Below are 15,882 nucleotides of genomic sequence, written 5' to 3' on the forward strand. Positions count from 1 at the left end.
CATCCATCCTATATGAGATAATAAACCGTCATAATCAAAAAGGTTACTCCACTTAGAAGCAGCGTACTGCCTGTGGTAATAATCAATCCCTGTTTCTGCATGGTATTGGCAATTAAGCCGGGAACAATCACACCGATCCCCCGGAATTCTAATATTTCAAATGGAGCCATGGGGTAAAAATAGTCGAACAGCAATTTGAGCACTATTCCTGTACTCAGCATGGCCGCGAACTTTCTCCGCCCATAAAGAATCATAAATTTAGAAACGCCATACGTGACAATTAAATACGTCAAAAAACTAATAAATAATACAACGGCTATAAATATAGGCTGGTCAAATACAAGAGCTAAATACCCTGGCACTACTAATCCTGCAGGCATGACCCCGGTCTTCTCAGCAAAAATCAAGCTTAAAATTACCCCTAATACAAGGGATATATATAAATCGGAACCGAACATATGCTTTTTCCTCCTAGCTGACAATCGGTTGAAGTTTATTTTCGTGAAACTTATCTATCAATGGTTCTGCAGCTCCGTGGATGTTCCCTACTCCGTACATGACCCGGTCTTCTAACATCTCAGACAGAACTTCCATAATCTGTTCTGTAGTATAACCCTCTAAATCCAGAAGATGATCTACTTCAATTTTTCCTTCATTAACATCTGTAACTATTGGTTCTGTGGTTTCCCCTATCAAAACGAGCGTATCAGTAGGGATGTAAGGTAAGACATCTTTGGAGAATTGTTCGGTACGCTCCACCCTGTCATCCCGGCAGTTCATAATAATGATGGGATTTTCAGAGGGGTAACCGAGAAATTCTACTCGTTTCCATATATTAATAGTAGAAACGGCGTCATTAGCCGCAAAGCCATTTACAAAATAAGCTGGCTTTTCAGGACTACCAAGTGGAAGAATGCGCATCGCCCCAGGATCAGCAGGAGCCTTTAGCATCCCTCGGGATGCCGTAGCTTCATCAATTCCAATGGCTTCTGCCACGGCTAATGATAATGAAGCATTTTCAGGAAAAACCATATATTCAAACTTCTTTAAATAAGAATCTGAAATTTTACTATTATCCGCTACGATCACCTTCGTGTTCCTCTCCTCGGCAATTCTCTTATAGTAATCCACATAAGGACTCTCGGATACTATCAAGTGACCATCATATGGAATAGTGGATACGAAAGCTTCCGCAACTTCATCAAGTGTAGGTCCCATTACGTCCATGTGATCTTCTAAAACATTTACAATAACGCCGATATTGGCCTGCAGCATTTTTTCCTGAAATACAACCTGGTAATCAGGATTTACGGCCATACACTCACTGACCAATGCCTCAGCACCCTTATCAGCCGCTTCTTTCACGACCAATCTTTGCTCTCTGATATTAGGCCCTTCTCTTCTACGTTTAATCGGCTTTTCTTCCTCTGTGTCCCAAAAGATCATTCTTGCTGACGTTCCTGTGGTCTTGCCTATTGTTTTGTAGCCTGATTCTTTCACGATACCGGTTATTAATCGAGTCACTGTTGATTTACCTCGAATACCGTTGATGTTTACCCGGATAGGCAGGGCATTGACGTTCTTTTTATGCTGATGCCACTCATAAGCACCTATAATTAGAACCGTGATCAACACAATAGGTATTAATAACATGTGTTTTCACTTCCTCTATCTTCATTAGTCTGTAACCCTAAGTCAGTTTAAGTTATATAATTTCAATTCACAACAGCTAGGGATAAACTTAATATTTATATAATAAAAATCCATACTATTCCTCATATCTACTAAAATATTAATATTAACCGTAAGGAATAAGGTTTATTTTTTAATCCAATATATAAATACAGAGGAAATTATTGTTATTTCGAGACGTTAATTGTAACAAATACGTAATATAGGGTGATTTTTAGAATATTATACAGGGATATGTAACTATGAAATTTCATAACTATTAGATACGGGACCTTATTACTAAAGATGAGAAATGGTATAGTAAAAGATCAAAAAATTTGATTTTCGTTAAAGTATCATTCTTCTTTCTATCCAATGTAAAAATGGGTAGAATTCTTACTAATGACTTTGATACTGTGATTTCAAAAAGAACTAAAAAATCAAAAAATATCCATGTTAGGACATATGTCCTTTCGAAAGCTTATAATTTCCTCTTTAATAAATGCAGAAGAGGAGGATGATCAATGAAAGGAGCAATATTTGCCCTGCTTGGAGGGCTCTGCATTACAATGCAGGGAATCTTTAACGCAAGAGTAAGTGAAGCAATTGGCGGATGGCATACGACTTCCATGGTTCATATCATTGCCTTCACCATAGCCATTATTATTTATTTAAACGTACGGGATGGAAAAGGAAAAAGCTTCAGGCAGGTACCCTGGCTTTATTTGGTGGGAGGATCGTTTGGGGTGATTGTGGTGTTCTCAGAGTTAACAGCAATTCACAGAATCGGTCCAGCGCCTGCTATTGCTTTACTCCTTGTTTCACAAATCGGGACAGCTTTTATCATTGAGTCACAAGGATGGTTCGGTGAACGAAAAGTTCCGATCACACGCAGACAGAGTATCGGCCTGACCATGATGCTCGTCGGTGTCATCCTTTTTCAATTGTAAATAGAAGGAGGGCTTAACGTGAAAGAAAGACCGCATACAACACTAGACTCCAATATCCAACAGTACCAGCTGGACGATTTATTTCCAGCTTCCTTCAGGCAGCATATGAAGGTTTCCCCTTTTGAAAAGGGCGAAACTTTGTTTTCTGCCGGGGATGAACTTGAAGAATTATATTTTCTCGTCGAAGGAAAAATTAAAATTTTCACGCTGACGCCGGAAGGAAAGTCGCTGATTAACCGCTTTAAACAGCCACTCGCTGTAATTGGAGATGTGGAATATGTTAAAGGCAGCCCGGTCCTCAATTCGGTGGAAGCCGTTACCGAAGGCGTGATGATTTCCGTCCCCTTTTCACATTTAACTGCGCTTGAAAAGGAGCATCCAAGCTTCATCCGGTTTCTGCTGGAAACCGTAGCCCATAAGTTTTATACCGAATCCCATACGACTAGTATGCACATGCTTTACCCCGTAGAAGTGCGGCTGGCGAGTTATTTATTATCCATCTCATCGGTAGGAGAAGGAACGGTTTTTCATCAGGAAATGCGAACGTCCAATTTAATCGAACTCGCCGAATGGATCGGCACCAGTTATCGTCATTTGAACCGGGTTTTGAAGAAAATGGCTTCTGATCATGTCGTCGAGAGAACCAATGGATCGGTTACGATTAAAGATCTGGAAAAGCTTCGAACCCTCGCAAAAGGAAATATCTACGAATAAGGAGGTGCTCTTATGGTTGGTGCGTCACTCGCCATCATTTCCGGAATTTTAATTAGTCTGCAAAATATATTTAATGCCAGAGTCAGTGAAAAAACAGGACCCTGGGCTACCACTACACTTGTGCTCGGGTTAGGTCTCGTCTGTTCCCTGCCTGTCTTTTACTCGGTCGAACAAAAAAGCCTGTTTGCGTTTGGAGATGTTAATCCCATCTTTTTATTCGGAGGTGTATTTGGTGTCGGAATCGTTTTCTTCTTAATGAGGGGCGTTTCCTTGATCGGACCGGCCTACGCTATATCGATAGCACTGATTTCACAGATCCTGATTGCTTTTACAATCAATACAGCGGGCTGGTTCGGGTTCGAATCTTCTTCCATCTCATGGCAGAAGCTGATCGGTATCACGCTTTTGATCGGCGGGGTTCTCGTTTATAAATTAGAAAAAAGGGTGGAATGAGGGGGGCTTATAAACAGCCTGGACGAATTAGAAAAGCTGAAGATGAATAAAATCACCTTCAGCCTTTTTTAATGGCTACTTCTCCTCATTCAGTTCCATTTTAAAAATAATGGCGTAGTCCTCATTCTTAATGGATGGAGGCAATGTCTTCAAATTCTCCGTCCCCCGGGTGGATAATTGACTCTGACTTGATCCTATTACATAAGCCCAGTAGATGGTTTCTCCCTTATTGAGCGTGACCCGTTCTTCCGGATGTTCAAACAGGAACGCTTTTAGGTCTTTGGGCTGCTCCGCTTGTCCCGCTACATATCCATCTGGTCCTCCAATCGTTAAATCATTCATCTCCTCCCCCATACGAACTTGAAAAGAATGGAGAGCGTTCTTATATTTACTATTCTCTTCAGCCGTAGACTGGGTGGTGATTTCATTGATCATTTTCCCGTTTTCGTAGACTTCAATGGAACTGATCAAGGCTTCTCCCTCTGGTACCTTTCCATCCACCGTGAAGAAAGTTTGATAATCAACACCGATCTGATTAACAAGCGTTTTCTCGCGCTTGGAAAGCTTCGCGGGCTTTACCACCAGTGAGGATGAAGAAGCCTTTTGACTGTCGTTCTCTTCCTGAGCATGCCCCGTTTCGCTGCTGCCTTGATTCGTACACCCGGCCAGTACAAGCGCTATTCCAATCAGAATCATAAGTCGCTTCATTTCTTTAGCCCCCATTCTCGTTTATACCAATAGATGAAAAAGAGAGTGTTGTTTAAGATCATCTTCTCTACATACGCTTACGATTCCATGGACCGATAAGTTTCAGGATAACGCGTTCGTTACATACACATTAGGTTCAAAAATTCGAGATTTAATCTGTGAAATATTGGGTATATTCTTTTCGTTGTGAAGTTTTCGCTTGTTCGAAATGTACGAAAAACTCCTCCCTAATATTTTACAAACGGGAAGTTTGACGGTCGCATAGCTTCTATGTAAAATGGCGTCACAAACGTTTTTTGCACGTGTGCAATTTTTATAAAAATATACAACATTGAGAGGTGAATAAATATGTTAGAAGCCTTCAAAGAACTCCATCCTACTATGCAAGCTTTTATTGGTACATTATTTACATGGGGGATGACAGCTCTCGGGGCCGCTCTCGTCTTTTTTATCAAGGGAACGAATCAGAAATTCCTTGATAGCATGCTCGCCTTCGCCGGCGGCGTGATGATCGCAGCCAGTTATTGGTCTCTGCTTGCTCCTGCGATCGAAATGTCATCTAAAAGCCCAGGTCCAGCCTGGCTTCCGGCTGCCGTCGGTTTCTTATTAGGTGGCGTGCTGCTGCTGTTTGTCGATCGCATGCTTCCAGCGATTGACACCGATCGTTACATGCACGATATTAAAGATCATAAGGCTAAGAATCGCACAGCTCTGCTTTTCTTTTCCATGACCCTTCACAATATTCCTGAAGGGCTGGCTGTCGGCGTGGCCTTTGGAGCTCTTGCTTCCAACATGACAGAATCGACGCTTGCGGGGGCTTTGGCACTCGCTCTTGGAATTGGCATCCAGAACTTCCCGGAAGGTACGGCCGTATCCATGCCGCTTCACCGTGATGGGATGGGGAAAAAGAAAAGCTTTATGTTCGGTCAATTCTCAGGGATGGTCGAACCAATAGCGGCAGTCGTCGGTGCGTCGGCCGTGATTGTCATTGAGCCTATTCTTCCGTACGCACTCAGCTTCGCCGCTGGTGCCATGATCTTTGTGGTGGCTAAGGAAATCATTCCAGGCTCCCATGAAAAAGGAAATGTCAATCTCGCATCCATGAGCCTCATGCTTGGTTTCACTCTCATGATGACACTCGATGTCGCGCTTGGCTAATTGAATAAGAATCAAAAATGTCCAGAGTGATGTACTCTGGACATTTTCGTGCCGGCAAAATTTCCATCATGCCGCCCATTCACTTGCATAGTTAAATGAACAATAACATGACCGGTATAACCTTGTATGTGCAAATACGTTTTATTTTCCACTGAGCGAATCTCTATGAAAACCACCTTTTGCTTCATAAAGATATTTATCAGGTACTGCTTCTTCTATCAATGGGAACAATTCTCTTTCTTCCAGTCGTATATGCTCATCCAGTAATTTGCCTAATTCATTCACTTTATCATAGGATGTATTGTGACTTTCTCGAAGATGACGAATCAGACATCTGATTTGCGCATGTTGATAGAGCATCTGTTTGACCAAAGCTTCATTAGGTTGTTCAGCATATTCAAGATAAACCGGTAGTAGAATATCCTCTTCATCCCTAAAGTGATCCCGGCCATCGTCTTTCCAAAAATCAATCATGTCCCTTATTAATTGCTTATAGTTCTTTTGACTTTTTTCTGTTCCAGCTTTTTTCATTTCAAGAGCCATCACTAAAGCGTGATGGTGGTGGTGGGATAGAGGGATCAAAGCTTCATGTCTTTTCATGTCCATCCTCCTTTCCATAAGCACCTTCAAGACCACTAAGCAAGTGAACGAAAAGCTGTAAAAGATAGAAAGCGAGTCTTTCCCTGGAGTTTCTCCACCAAACATCTCGAAATGGAGTCTTCAATAATCTAACCTGATTTTTTAATAAGTCTCTCATGAGAATCAACAACACGGTTTACAGATTAATTGGCTATAGATATAAATAGCCTCTCTCTATTCTGCGTTTTCATCTGTCTGATGAAGACCGAAAATATTTCCTTCGCTATCCAGGAAGTATCCTTGCCAGGCCATTCCTGGCAGGGCATATTTCGGCATTGCGACCTGGCCGCCATGATTTAAAATCTTAGATTCAACAGCATCGAAATCTTCCACACCTATGGTACATGCATAGCCATTTAGAGCCTGATTTAATTCAGGAGGCGCGCTTTGGCGCTGCATTAAAGCTCCATTGATCCCAAGCTCCTTGTCATCGCCGGTCACAGCTCCGGCATAAGGCATTCCCGCGTACTCGCTCCAATCTTCAAATGTCCATCCGAATACCCCGCTATAGAAATTCTTAGCCCGTTCCATATCATCCACATGAATTTCAAAATGAATAACTCTTCCCATAGGAACCTCCTGTTGATATTTTTTTAAAACATTCCAATCGCTCATTCAAGTATGTATATTCTATTTCTAGTTTCAGACTCCTTCTTTATGCGTAAGTATCCTGCAAAGTACCTATTACTCCGAGTTCCTACTCATCATTCCAGAGCAATTCACTCCTTACTTATCACCATGTCCCCCAGACTCTATATTCGCTTTTATTTCCTCTAATAGTTGCGTCTGCTGGTCCTGCTTCTCCAATACCTTATCCGTTACCTTTTGGATAGTATTGGTAATTGACCATAGAGAAAGGATGATGACAACAATAATTAATAAACCATTCATTCGTTTCACTCCTTTTTGTATCCTAGGATGTTTCTTCTTTTAAAACCGGAGGGATAAACAGATGATCAGTTGAATCTTAGTGATTATCTTGTTTCGTTATACCATTTAATTGCAAACCATACTGCAAGCAGTTGCGAGATAAACCCGGCTAACCATCCTATCGCAAGTGAATAATTCACATAATCACGAAGACCTATGCCTCCTGAAATCAAAATTGAGCCCAACAGTATAAAAATAATAGTTAGTCTTTGATTTTTGTTCATCTGCTTCCCCCCCATAATTAAACTCCTGCCAATTCATAAACAATTTTACAAAATACAGGTGTGTTTTTCTCGTTTAAAGTCATATAGACTTAATCATTTCAACTTGTATCCAAACATCGAAAAAACGGAACCCCCAGTATCGAAGGTCCCGCTTTTCAATGGATCAATTGATGAATAATAGAGCGATGGAGATCGGAATGAAACTCCAAAGAAAAATGATCACGCAGAATCCCATAATATCTTTCACTTTCAACCCAGCGATTGCAAGCAGGGGTAGAGCCCAAAATGGCTGAATCATGTTCGTCCATGAATCTCCCCAGGCAACAGCCATCGCTGTTTTGGCGGTACTGACATCAAGATCCATCGCAGCCGGAACCATGATTGGTGCTTGGACAGCCCATTGCCCTCCGCCGGAAGGGACAAAAAAGTTAATAATTCCAGCACTAATAAAAGCAAACAAAGGAAATGTGAATTCCGTAGATATACTTACAAACCAGGAAGACATTTGCTCAGATAATCCAGAAGCCACCATCATTCCCATAATCCCTGCATAGAAAGGAAACTGAATGATGATACCACCTGCGTTTTTTACCGCTTCGTTGACACTGTTCAAAAAATTCCGAGGGGTTTTATGAAACAGAATCCCCAGGAACAGGAAGAGAAAGTTGACGATATTGATATTCAAATCGAGACCATTCTGTACGAAAAAGTAAATAACAAACGATAGCCCTAACAACCCTATCGCGATAGAAACGATGGCGCTGTTTTCTAAACGTTCGGCAGGTGTCATCTGCTCAGCAGTTGCTGCAAGCTCTTCTTCCGCCCGATCTTCATGTAACAGCTCCAGGTTATTTTTGCTCAAATCACCACTGGTCTTTAACAGCCATAAATTCAGAAACGGCAGGGACACTAATAGAACAAAGACGATAAATAAATTCATACCGCTAAAAAGAGTCTCTGTAATCGGGACCGAACCAATCGTGTCCGAAAGAAAATGATCTTCCGTTGCAATCGTAAGAGGGATGGAACCAGACAATCCTCCGTGCCACAGTAAAAATCCACTGTAGGCACTGGCCATTAATAATCGATAATCCACGTTTGGTACACGTCTGGCTACGTGAATCGCCAGTAAAGCTCCTACAACTAAACCAAAGCCATAATTAACTAAACACGCTGCCGCTGCAGTAAAAGAAACTAACAAGATAGCCTGGCCTGGCGTTTTAGCCAGCGTACTCAATCTCTCTAGCCCACTCTTAACAAGCGGGGTGTTGGCTAATATGTATCCAGTTACAACAATTAAAGACATCTGCATGGCAAAAGCTAATAAATCCCAAAACCCGTCTCCCCAGAATTGAACCATTTGAACGGGAGAACTTTCTGTAAAACCAATCCCAAGACCGAACACCACGAGTGTTAATATGACCGCAAACAAAAAAGCATCCGGTAGATACCGCTGAACCAGTCGATCAAAAAACAAAGTCATTCCTTTAAGCAGCTTCATCACCCCTCAATTTTGTAAACGTTTTCAAAATAATCTAACATGTTCTAGTCTCTCTGAAATGAATGGAAAATTCAAGGTAGATTAAAGAAATTATATCCAGTCAGATCAAATTGCTATGCAAGATGATCCTTCAAAGGTAACCCTTTAATACATGTCTCTGTTAAAGTTTAATGTTGATTTTTCATAAGAGCCTTATTACGCAATAGGGCCGGATTGTGGAAGACTCAGTTTCGAGATATTCTGCGTCCGTTGCTAATAAAGAGAGGGGGTGGCTGCAGAAACAACTCGCTTTCCTGCGGGGGAACTGGCAAGCCTCCTCGCTCGTTTCACTCCCTGTGGGGTCTCGCCTAGCTCCTTCTCCCGCGGGAGTCTCGCCGTTTCCTCCGCCATCCTATGATTGAGGAGTGAACGGACCCTTCCATAATAGAGGTAATCGTTCTGGATCAGCCTTAACCCCTTATATATCAGGGGTTGTACACTTAAATAAGCTAGATACTCTTTTGCTCTCCCGTTAATTTTAGTAGGCATTTTTGGTGGATTTCGAGTTTCTGATTCGGCCAGGTCCGGAGGGGGACGATGAAGACTCCTGTGGGATGAACATGATCGGTAAGATCCCGGAAGGCGAAGCCTGAGGAAGCTTACCACATGGGATGTTCGACTAAGGTCGCCACGTCCTGTGGCAACGTCGAACGACCCTGCGTCGTGCAGGGCCGGAAAGCGAAATCGTCCCCCGGAGGACCTTCCTTATAACCCATTTATCTCGAAACTGAGTCTTAAACAAACGGGAGCTTTACCTTAAAATCAACACGGAAGTTTAACAGAGTCTAATACATAATAAATTCCCCATTTAATCTCTGATCCTTTACGAAAAAGTTGAACCTTTTCCCGGCGTTTTTTCGTATAATCAAGGAAAGGAGGAGATAGTGATGTTCAAGAAATTTTTAGCAAGTGTAGGTGTGGGATCGGCTAAGGTAGACACCCAGTTGGAAAAAGCACAATTTGTACCAGGTGAAGACGTGCACGGGAAAGTCGTCATCAAAGGAGGAGATGTAGAACAATCCATCGACTCCATCCACATTTTCCTCATGACAGAAGCCCTCCGTGAATCGGGCGATAAGAAAATCAAAGAAAAAGTCGCGATCCAGAAATACCCGATCGCTCATCAGGAGACGATTAAAGAAGGTGAAACAAAGGAAATCCCATTTTCAATTCAGCTTCCGTATCACACTCCTGCTTCCCTCGGAAGGCTGCCGCTTTGGTTTGAAACGGGATTGGATATTCCTATGGCTCTGGATCCAGAAGACCGCGATCCGATTAAGGTATCCCCGCACCCTTACATTGAAAAAGTACTGGACGCATTAGAGAACAGACTCGGCTTCCGCCTTAGAGAAGTGGAAATGGAGTACTCCAAACACTTTGGTTACGTGCAGGAATTCGAATTCGCCCCGGGCGGAGAATACCGTTCTTACTTAGATGAACTGGAAGCGATTTTCTTTCTAAAAGAAAACCATGTCGATGTGATGCTTGAAGTGGATCGACGCGCACGTGGTCTTGGAGGGTTATTTGCTGAAGCCCTGGAAATGGATGAAAGCCGAACGAAAGTCACGCTTACGAGCGACGAACTTAACGGTTCGTTAGATGGCGTGGCGCGTAAGCTGCAGCAAACGATTGATCAATTTAAACAATGATAAGCAAAGCGTCCAGGAGTCCCCTGGACGTTTTATTTATGAAGCACGAAATCCATCCAAAGTTCTCCCTATTACACGAAGAGTATGCGCAGTGGAATTACATTTGTTCATGCAAAAAAGGAGCGTCTGTGCTCCTTTTTTAAGTCCTAGCTTCTTCTTTTAATGCTTCTTCCTCCACACGGTCCTTAAAGTCATTTACGACCTTTTGGTTGTTCTTCTTACTTCCAAGCTTCATAAACGCTCTGCCCACAAAGTTGACTCCCCGGTTATTCCCTTCATAAATAAAGCGGGTCGTGGACTCAGTCACTTTTTCAAGGGTGAAAGAAAAAGTAATATCGAATGCTTTCGCTAAGGTAAAGTTAAGCTGTTTAAACTTTTTCTCATCCGTATCTTCATACCCTACCGTTTCCACGATATAGGTTTCTACGCGTTTCCCTTCCTGGTACTTTTGCCGGTATTTAGATCCCACTCCCCCTTCTTCTATGTGAACCGGCTCATTTTCAATAACTTTCGGCATAATCACAAGCATGTTTTCCTCCCGAAATAAATTCCATACCGTTTCTATATTCGCTTCTATGGTTCGCTCTTCTTTCCATTCCATTATTTATCCCTCTCCTTTCCGGACTCGATAAACTCGTCAATATCTGCTACCTTAGAACGTAATTCTTCAATCTCAGATTCGATGTTTTTCTTTTTTTTAAGCAATAATTTTTCCAGATTGTCAAAGGATTTATCGTTCATAACAGTCTTCATTTCCTGGATGGTCAAGCCGAACCCCCGCAGCTTCGCCAACAATAAAGCGAGAAGGTAGGATCCGTCGTCGTAATATCTGTATTGGTTGGCTGGGTCGACGAACACAGGCTCTAAAAGCTCGACTTGGGCATAGTATCTTAATGTTTCTTTGCTTAATCCTGTTAAAGCTGAAAATTCGCTGACTTTATACATGAAGACCTCCTCTTCTCCTTTAGCTTAAACTATGGGGTACACCACACAGTCAATAGAAATTCGCAGATAACCTGGCATAATGACAAGGATCCCCTTTTTCCATGGAGAGGGTTATAGAATTGACCAGAGGAACAATCGTCCCTTAGAACAATTCGTTACTACCTATCATGAGGTTTCTATTAACCTCCCTTTATTTCGTTCATTTTGACCAAACGATTTTTTCAACCTATCGTCTTTTTGCAGTGAGGAAAAGCTCGGCAAATTCATGGGGAATGGTTAGGAGGGGATCTTCCTTTACCTCCTGCTTCATTTTGTTCAGCCATTTCTCATATACATCGTCACTGATTAACGTCAATACGGAAATATCCCGGTTTTCCGCATGCGGAAGATAGTCCGAGACCGTGACCTCCTGCCGGCGATAGTCCACGTGTAATTGAACTTCAAGACCTCTTTTCTTAAGTGCTTCATAGATCTCATCATGATGCCAGAATCTTTGTACATCCTCAACATAAGCTTGAGGAAAGTAGTGATACACCCACCCCTTTGGCATGGCATGAATAGCCATATTGTGCATCTTGTGCAGTCCATTTGTCGTGAGAATCCGTGTAATCTCATCCAAAGCTCTTTCTTTGTCCTGATAATGGTGGAACGAATAGTTATTGACTATGTAATCAAATTTGTCTGACTCAAAAGGCATACTCTCCGCGCAGCCATGAACCAGCTGAATCGATCCAAGCTTTTCTTTTGCTTTTTCAAGCATAGCTTCCGATGCATCCAATCCAGTCCATCGAACTCGTGAATCATGAAATAAAGGAACTTGCTTAGCATGATACAGCCCTGTTCCACATGATAAATCAAGCACTTCATACTTCTCTTTCTTTTGTTTAGTGATATGGGCCTTTAAGGTCGTATCCTTTTCTAATTCTTTGACTCTATAATGATTATTATCGTAGTGATCAGCAATAGTAGAAAAGTCGGTTTCTTTCATAGGTAATCTCCTCTCCCTTTTCATAACCCGGACTCATTACCAAAGCGGCTCCTCTTCATTGGATAATTCCATGATAAAAGGCTGCACGCTCATCACAAGTGCTCCAGTTCCTATTAAAAAGAATAAAAAGAGTGGGGAAGAGTTATCGAATAAAAGAGAGATCAACATAACGAAAGGAATAAGGAAAATACTTAGACTGCTTTTCTTTCTGGAGGAAGCAGTAAGGTATTGCTTCTTTTCACAATGCGGGCACGTAATTCCAGCAGCTAACGTAAAAGATTTCTTCATGGTTTCACCCCATGTCCATTCTTCTTTGCAGCTTTTGCATACAGGCATTTTTCACACTCCTTTTTCATTCACATTCTTTGTTATTTGTCGTCTTCTCCTCCACTTCACAGCATAAAATAAAGCAAAAAAATTCGCGATAAGATTTCCTCCCCATCCAACGAGTATCGAATACTCTGTATAGGATTGAAACACTAACCCTCCTGCTAAAAAGGAAGCACTTAGAAAAGCAAAATAGACAGTCAGTTTTTGATACGTATGCATGCTCATTCCTCCGAGAGTTTTTTTAGCATGTTTCAATCAATACATACAGCAACTAGTTTTCTGCTTAACCTATTCATTTTTACCAGTAAACTTTAAGAATCTTTAATCAAAAATTGCAGCTTCCGTTTCTTCCAGCCATAGATCAACCGCTTTGACTGGAAAATAGTATTCATAGCCAATCTGTATGTAAGGAATTTGGCTCTTGGTGACGTTTCCTTCTTTTTTTGGCAGGAGCTTTTCTACTTGGTCCTGTTTAATTCCTAAGTATTCTTGTAATTCCGAATGACTCAATAATTGATCTTTCGTCTGGGGTTTCACTTGTACCTGTTCAATAGAATTCCCAGAAGGATTATTATCACTCATCGCATCGGCGATCATCCAGGACCCTGCTAAAATACATAAACCTAAAAAAATCTGCGCTAGACTGCTAGCAAACTGCTTCATCATATCCTCCATTCATATTTTCTGGTATATAGAGATAGATTACCTCTCTATTTTTTCAACTTACCATCTTGTTACCGGATTTTACCACAGATTCCACTCTGCCTCCTCACATATTCTCTACCTCTCCCCAAACTCCTTGTTTCATCTGTATTAAGACCGTCTATATTCCCCTGGTCTAAAACAAATGAGTGGGTTTTTCTTCATGCTGTAAAACATATTCTTCCAATCCTTTTTCTTCATCGGTGTCTGTTTAATATTTACTCCATCGTCCTTTAACTTTTGAATGCTAGAATTGAAAATTCCGGACATCTTTCTGCCTCCCCTATTATGCATACTTATGGCTTCCCACCCATAACCATCGAATCCATTTCTATAATATTGCAGGTTACGATCATCTTTCCTCTCTTCTTCATTGTTCATAAAAAAAAGTGGCCTATACACGTGTATAGGCCACTCCATATCTATAGACCTATACCCGGACGGTAAGGTCTTGCTAACAGCATCACTGCCAACAAAGCCGAGAGTGAAGTTCACTCTGGATTGACGACTTTGCTGTAAAAGCTACTCCCCTTAAAAGGAAAATATTCAATTACACTACTAACATAAACGTAAATGACCGGATAGTCAATGGATAAAAGAGGATAATATTTTTATTCTTCTAACTTTGACTTGATGGTCATATCGATAGAAAGACAAACGGAACGTACAACTAATAAGCGACCCCCTTCATGAATTACAAATAGCACTGTTAATTCTCAAAGATTGTTTCATATAAGCTCCCGATACTGGAAGAATTGAATTCGAGATAGTTAGGTCCGTTACGTAAGATGGAAAATGGCTGGTGGGGAAATAACTCGCTTTCCTATGGCCCTACACGATGTGGGGTCGATCGACGTTGCCACAGGACGTAGCGACCTTAGTCGATCCTCCTTTTAACAGGAGCTTCCTAGCTCGTTTCACTCCCTGCGAGATCTCACCTAGTTCCTTCTCCCATGGGAGTCTCGCAATTTCCCCACCAACCCATCATGATTAAGAAAAACGGACCCTTCTAGGAGAGAAAAATTCCCCTGCTAAATCTGGATTAAATGCTTTTATGACGGTCTAGGGAAATTAGTTACATCCTGAAATAAGTAGAAAACCACTTGGTCTAATTCCTCATCACGCAGGTGATGTTTGAAGTGGTTTCGAGTTGCTGATTTGGCAAGGTCCGGAGGGGGACGATGAAGACTCCTGTGGGATAAACATGATCGGTAAGATCCCGGAAGGCGAAGCCTGAGGAAGCTTACCACATGCCCACGGAAAGCGAATCGTCCCCCGCAGGACCTTCACTGTAACCCGATATCTCGAAACTGAGTCTTCAACTAACCGGCCCTTTAGCGCAATAAGTTTTTTAAATAAAATAAGCTCTTAGTTTAGAAGCTAAATCTAAATACTCTTCATGTTTTTCAAGATTCGAAGCCATTCCTTTGACTACTGCTACACGCGGAGAAGTGCGTTCCAATTCAAGAGTGAGAACTTCAGCTGTATCTTTAATATCCCGATCCGCTTCTGACACGGTGACTTCTTTTAACTCACGGATGATCTCATTCAGCTGTAAGAGACCGAAGTCGTCTGGAGCCATCTGCTCAATAATCTCCTCCGTGATGACGGGAATATCCTTGTTTTCCATAATCCCCTTCATCATGTAATCTACCTTCGTAACAATAGAGTTAGCTACTTCTAAAAAGTTAAACTCTACGTTATCTATGATGATTAAATCAATGTAATTACTGACTAAGCTTTGGGTGATTAAGCTTCCTTCCCAGGCATAAGCCTCCGCCTCTTTTCCATAGATGGAAATTAGATGATTTTTATAAAATAAATACGAATGGTAGCGCATCTTTTTAATAAATTGCTCGATATTTTCATTAAAAGGAATAACCTGCTCACGGACCTGCATAATAATGAATTCCCTGTGATTCGCTACTTCCTCAATTGTAATCTTTAGCTGCTGGGCGAATTTTTCATTCGGCTCAAGAGGCTCGGAAGAAACCTCGTTGACCCGCCGCTGCATTCTTCTCCAGTAATGCTCAAACAATTCATATAACAACTCATCCTTAGACTTAAAATGAAGATAAAAAGCGCCTTTGGAGATATTGCATTCTCTGGCAATCTCCTGCACGGAAGTAGAGCTGAAGCCTTTTCTTGCAAATAGCTTGATCGATTGCTCTATAATATTCTTTTTCTTTGGATCCATATTGATTGTAACCCTTTCTATACGTTCAGAGTTTGATTCTTGACTTATGACCAGTCGGTCATGTATATTTTAGACCAGGTTGAC

At 41.6% G+C, this 15,882-nt stretch carries 20 protein-coding genes; 5 read left to right on the top strand and 15 right to left on the bottom strand.

Annotation, left to right across the window (positions count from 1 at the left end; translation table 11 throughout):
* Positions 1–8 precede the first annotated feature (8 nt).
* Together pgsC and pgsB are read right to left on the bottom strand one after the other, a co-directional pair.
* On the bottom strand, positions 9–458 hold the full coding sequence (gene pgsC / locus ACTWP7_RS15295) for a poly-gamma-glutamate biosynthesis protein PgsC (RefSeq protein ID WP_014644462.1): 450 nt from the start codon (positions 456–458) through the stop codon (positions 9–11).
* A gap of 13 nt (positions 459–471) precedes the next feature.
* On the bottom strand, positions 472–1,653 hold the full coding sequence (gene pgsB, locus ACTWP7_RS15300) for a poly-gamma-glutamate synthase PgsB (RefSeq protein WP_443123930.1): 1,182 nt from the start codon (positions 1,651–1,653) through the stop codon (positions 472–474).
* Between the two features lie 542 nt (positions 1,654–2,195).
* Here pgsB and ACTWP7_RS15305 point away from each other — a divergent pair.
* From ACTWP7_RS15305 to ACTWP7_RS15315, 3 genes are read left to right on the top strand one after another with little or no spacing between them, the layout of a single operon-like run.
* Entirely contained in the window at positions 2,196–2,621 is a 426-nt protein-coding gene (locus ACTWP7_RS15305) for a DMT family transporter (RefSeq protein ID WP_014644465.1), read from the top strand.
* Between the two features lie 18 nt (positions 2,622–2,639).
* A complete protein-coding gene (locus ACTWP7_RS15310; protein WP_443123931.1) occupies positions 2,640–3,335 on the top strand; it encodes a Crp/Fnr family transcriptional regulator in 696 nt (231 codons plus the stop codon).
* A gap of 12 nt (positions 3,336–3,347) precedes the next feature.
* Positions 3,348–3,788 (top strand): DMT family transporter, encoded by a 441-nt coding sequence (locus ACTWP7_RS15315; RefSeq protein ID WP_443123932.1) that lies wholly within the window; start codon positions 3,348–3,350, stop codon positions 3,786–3,788.
* 75 nt (positions 3,789–3,863) lie between these two features.
* Here the strand turns inward: ACTWP7_RS15315 and ACTWP7_RS15320 are convergent, their stop codons facing one another.
* Positions 3,864–4,496 (bottom strand): hypothetical protein, encoded by a 633-nt coding sequence (locus tag ACTWP7_RS15320; protein ID WP_443123933.1) that lies wholly within the window; start codon positions 4,494–4,496, stop codon positions 3,864–3,866.
* Between the two features lie 348 nt (positions 4,497–4,844).
* Between ACTWP7_RS15320 and ACTWP7_RS15325 the strand changes: the two genes are divergently transcribed.
* Positions 4,845–5,654, top strand: a complete 810-nt coding sequence (locus ACTWP7_RS15325) for a ZIP family metal transporter (RefSeq protein ID WP_443123934.1) — start codon at positions 4,845–4,847, stop codon at positions 5,652–5,654.
* Between the two features lie 141 nt (positions 5,655–5,795).
* Here the strand turns inward: ACTWP7_RS15325 and ACTWP7_RS15330 are convergent, their stop codons facing one another.
* From ACTWP7_RS15330 to ACTWP7_RS15350, 5 genes are all read right to left on the bottom strand, one after another.
* Positions 5,796–6,254: a hemerythrin domain-containing protein gene (locus ACTWP7_RS15330; RefSeq protein WP_443123935.1), complete on the bottom strand. Its 459-nt coding sequence runs from the start codon at positions 6,252–6,254 to the stop codon at positions 5,796–5,798.
* 213 nt (positions 6,255–6,467) lie between these two features.
* Positions 6,468–6,863, bottom strand: coding sequence for a VOC family protein (locus ACTWP7_RS15335; protein ID WP_014644471.1), 396 nt, complete (start codon positions 6,861–6,863; stop codon positions 6,468–6,470).
* A 156-nt stretch (positions 6,864–7,019) separates the two neighbouring features.
* Complete coding sequence (locus tag ACTWP7_RS15340) at positions 7,020–7,184, bottom strand: hypothetical protein (protein WP_443123936.1); 165 nt, start codon at positions 7,182–7,184, stop codon at positions 7,020–7,022.
* Between the two features lie 83 nt (positions 7,185–7,267).
* A complete protein-coding gene (locus ACTWP7_RS15345) occupies positions 7,268–7,462 on the bottom strand; it encodes a hypothetical protein (RefSeq protein WP_443123937.1) in 195 nt (64 codons plus the stop codon).
* A 148-nt stretch (positions 7,463–7,610) separates the two neighbouring features.
* Complete coding sequence (locus tag ACTWP7_RS15350; protein ID WP_443123938.1) at positions 7,611–8,948, bottom strand: short-chain fatty acid transporter; 1,338 nt, start codon at positions 8,946–8,948, stop codon at positions 7,611–7,613.
* 926 nt (positions 8,949–9,874) lie between these two features.
* Here ACTWP7_RS15350 and ACTWP7_RS15355 point away from each other — a divergent pair.
* Positions 9,875–10,636, top strand: coding sequence for a sporulation protein (locus ACTWP7_RS15355; RefSeq protein ID WP_443123939.1), 762 nt, complete (start codon positions 9,875–9,877; stop codon positions 10,634–10,636).
* A 139-nt stretch (positions 10,637–10,775) separates the two neighbouring features.
* Here the strand turns inward: ACTWP7_RS15355 and ACTWP7_RS15360 are convergent, their stop codons facing one another.
* The 7 genes from ACTWP7_RS15360 to ACTWP7_RS15390 all read right to left on the bottom strand — a co-directional run bounded on the left by ACTWP7_RS15360 (position 10,776) and on the right by ACTWP7_RS15390 (position 15,798).
* Entirely contained in the window at positions 10,776–11,237 is a 462-nt protein-coding gene (locus ACTWP7_RS15360; protein ID WP_443123940.1) for an SRPBCC family protein, read from the bottom strand.
* A complete protein-coding gene (locus ACTWP7_RS15365) occupies positions 11,237–11,581 on the bottom strand; it encodes a MerR family transcriptional regulator (RefSeq protein WP_443123941.1) in 345 nt (114 codons plus the stop codon). Before ACTWP7_RS15365 ends, ACTWP7_RS15360 begins: the two co-directional genes overlap by 1 nt.
* 226 nt (positions 11,582–11,807) lie before the next feature.
* The gene (locus ACTWP7_RS15370) at positions 11,808–12,569 is read right to left on the bottom strand and encodes a class I SAM-dependent methyltransferase (RefSeq protein WP_443123942.1); all 762 of its coding nucleotides are present in this window, start codon (positions 12,567–12,569) and stop codon (positions 11,808–11,810) included.
* Between the two features lie 36 nt (positions 12,570–12,605).
* Positions 12,606–12,905, bottom strand: coding sequence for a TIGR04104 family putative zinc finger protein (locus ACTWP7_RS15375; RefSeq protein WP_443123943.1), 300 nt, complete (start codon positions 12,903–12,905; stop codon positions 12,606–12,608).
* Positions 12,906–12,908: 3 nt separating this feature from the next.
* Complete coding sequence (locus ACTWP7_RS15380) at positions 12,909–13,118, bottom strand: hypothetical protein (protein ID WP_443123944.1); 210 nt, start codon at positions 13,116–13,118, stop codon at positions 12,909–12,911.
* Positions 13,119–13,220: 102 nt separating this feature from the next.
* The gene (locus ACTWP7_RS15385) at positions 13,221–13,562 is read right to left on the bottom strand and encodes a helix-turn-helix domain-containing protein (RefSeq protein WP_443123945.1); all 342 of its coding nucleotides are present in this window, start codon (positions 13,560–13,562) and stop codon (positions 13,221–13,223) included.
* Positions 13,563–14,952: 1,390 nt separating this feature from the next.
* Positions 14,953–15,798 (bottom strand): TetR/AcrR family transcriptional regulator, encoded by an 846-nt coding sequence (locus ACTWP7_RS15390; RefSeq protein ID WP_443123946.1) that lies wholly within the window; start codon positions 15,796–15,798, stop codon positions 14,953–14,955.
* Between the last annotated feature and the right edge of the window lie 84 nt (positions 15,799–15,882).

Source organism: Halobacillus sp. B29 (genome assembly GCF_052246755.1).
GTDB classification, from domain to species: Bacteria; Bacillota; Bacilli; order Bacillales; family Halobacillaceae; genus Halobacillus; species Halobacillus halophilus.

What these genes read in the sequence shown, in the direction of transcription:
- pgsC (WP_014644462.1), bottom strand. Translation starts at nt 458, where the DNA reads ATGTTCGGTTCCGATTTATATATATCCCTTGTATTAGGGGTAATTTTA.
- pgsB (WP_443123930.1), bottom strand. Translation starts at nt 1,653, where the DNA reads ATGTTATTAATACCTATTGTGTTGATCACGGTTCTAATTATAGGTGCT.
- ACTWP7_RS15305 (WP_014644465.1), top strand. Translation starts at nt 2,196, where the DNA reads ATGAAAGGAGCAATATTTGCCCTGCTTGGAGGGCTCTGCATTACAATG.
- ACTWP7_RS15315 (WP_443123932.1), top strand. Translation starts at nt 3,348, where the DNA reads ATGGTTGGTGCGTCACTCGCCATCATTTCCGGAATTTTAATTAGTCTG.
- ACTWP7_RS15320 (WP_443123933.1), bottom strand. Translation starts at nt 4,496, where the DNA reads ATGAAGCGACTTATGATTCTGATTGGAATAGCGCTTGTACTGGCCGGG.
- ACTWP7_RS15325 (WP_443123934.1), top strand. Translation starts at nt 4,845, where the DNA reads ATGTTAGAAGCCTTCAAAGAACTCCATCCTACTATGCAAGCTTTTATT.
- ACTWP7_RS15330 (WP_443123935.1), bottom strand. Translation starts at nt 6,254, where the DNA reads ATGAAAAGACATGAAGCTTTGATCCCTCTATCCCACCACCACCATCAC.
- ACTWP7_RS15335 (WP_014644471.1), bottom strand. Translation starts at nt 6,863, where the DNA reads ATGGGAAGAGTTATTCATTTTGAAATTCATGTGGATGATATGGAACGG.
- ACTWP7_RS15340 (WP_443123936.1), bottom strand. Translation starts at nt 7,184, where the DNA reads ATGAATGGTTTATTAATTATTGTTGTCATCATCCTTTCTCTATGGTCA.
- ACTWP7_RS15345 (WP_443123937.1), bottom strand. Translation starts at nt 7,462, where the DNA reads ATGGGGGGGAAGCAGATGAACAAAAATCAAAGACTAACTATTATTTTT.
- ACTWP7_RS15350 (WP_443123938.1), bottom strand. Translation starts at nt 8,948, where the DNA reads ATGAAGCTGCTTAAAGGAATGACTTTGTTTTTTGATCGACTGGTTCAG.
- ACTWP7_RS15355 (WP_443123939.1), top strand. Translation starts at nt 9,875, where the DNA reads ATGTTCAAGAAATTTTTAGCAAGTGTAGGTGTGGGATCGGCTAAGGTA.
- ACTWP7_RS15360 (WP_443123940.1), bottom strand. Translation starts at nt 11,237, where the DNA reads ATGGAATGGAAAGAAGAGCGAACCATAGAAGCGAATATAGAAACGGTA.
- ACTWP7_RS15365 (WP_443123941.1), bottom strand. Translation starts at nt 11,581, where the DNA reads ATGTATAAAGTCAGCGAATTTTCAGCTTTAACAGGATTAAGCAAAGAA.
- ACTWP7_RS15370 (WP_443123942.1), bottom strand. Translation starts at nt 12,569, where the DNA reads ATGAAAGAAACCGACTTTTCTACTATTGCTGATCACTACGATAATAAT.
- ACTWP7_RS15375 (WP_443123943.1), bottom strand. Translation starts at nt 12,905, where the DNA reads ATGCCTGTATGCAAAAGCTGCAAAGAAGAATGGACATGGGGTGAAACC.
- ACTWP7_RS15380 (WP_443123944.1), bottom strand. Translation starts at nt 13,118, where the DNA reads ATGCATACGTATCAAAAACTGACTGTCTATTTTGCTTTTCTAAGTGCT.
- ACTWP7_RS15385 (WP_443123945.1), bottom strand. Translation starts at nt 13,562, where the DNA reads ATGAAGCAGTTTGCTAGCAGTCTAGCGCAGATTTTTTTAGGTTTATGT.
- ACTWP7_RS15390 (WP_443123946.1), bottom strand. Translation starts at nt 15,798, where the DNA reads ATGGATCCAAAGAAAAAGAATATTATAGAGCAATCGATCAAGCTATTT.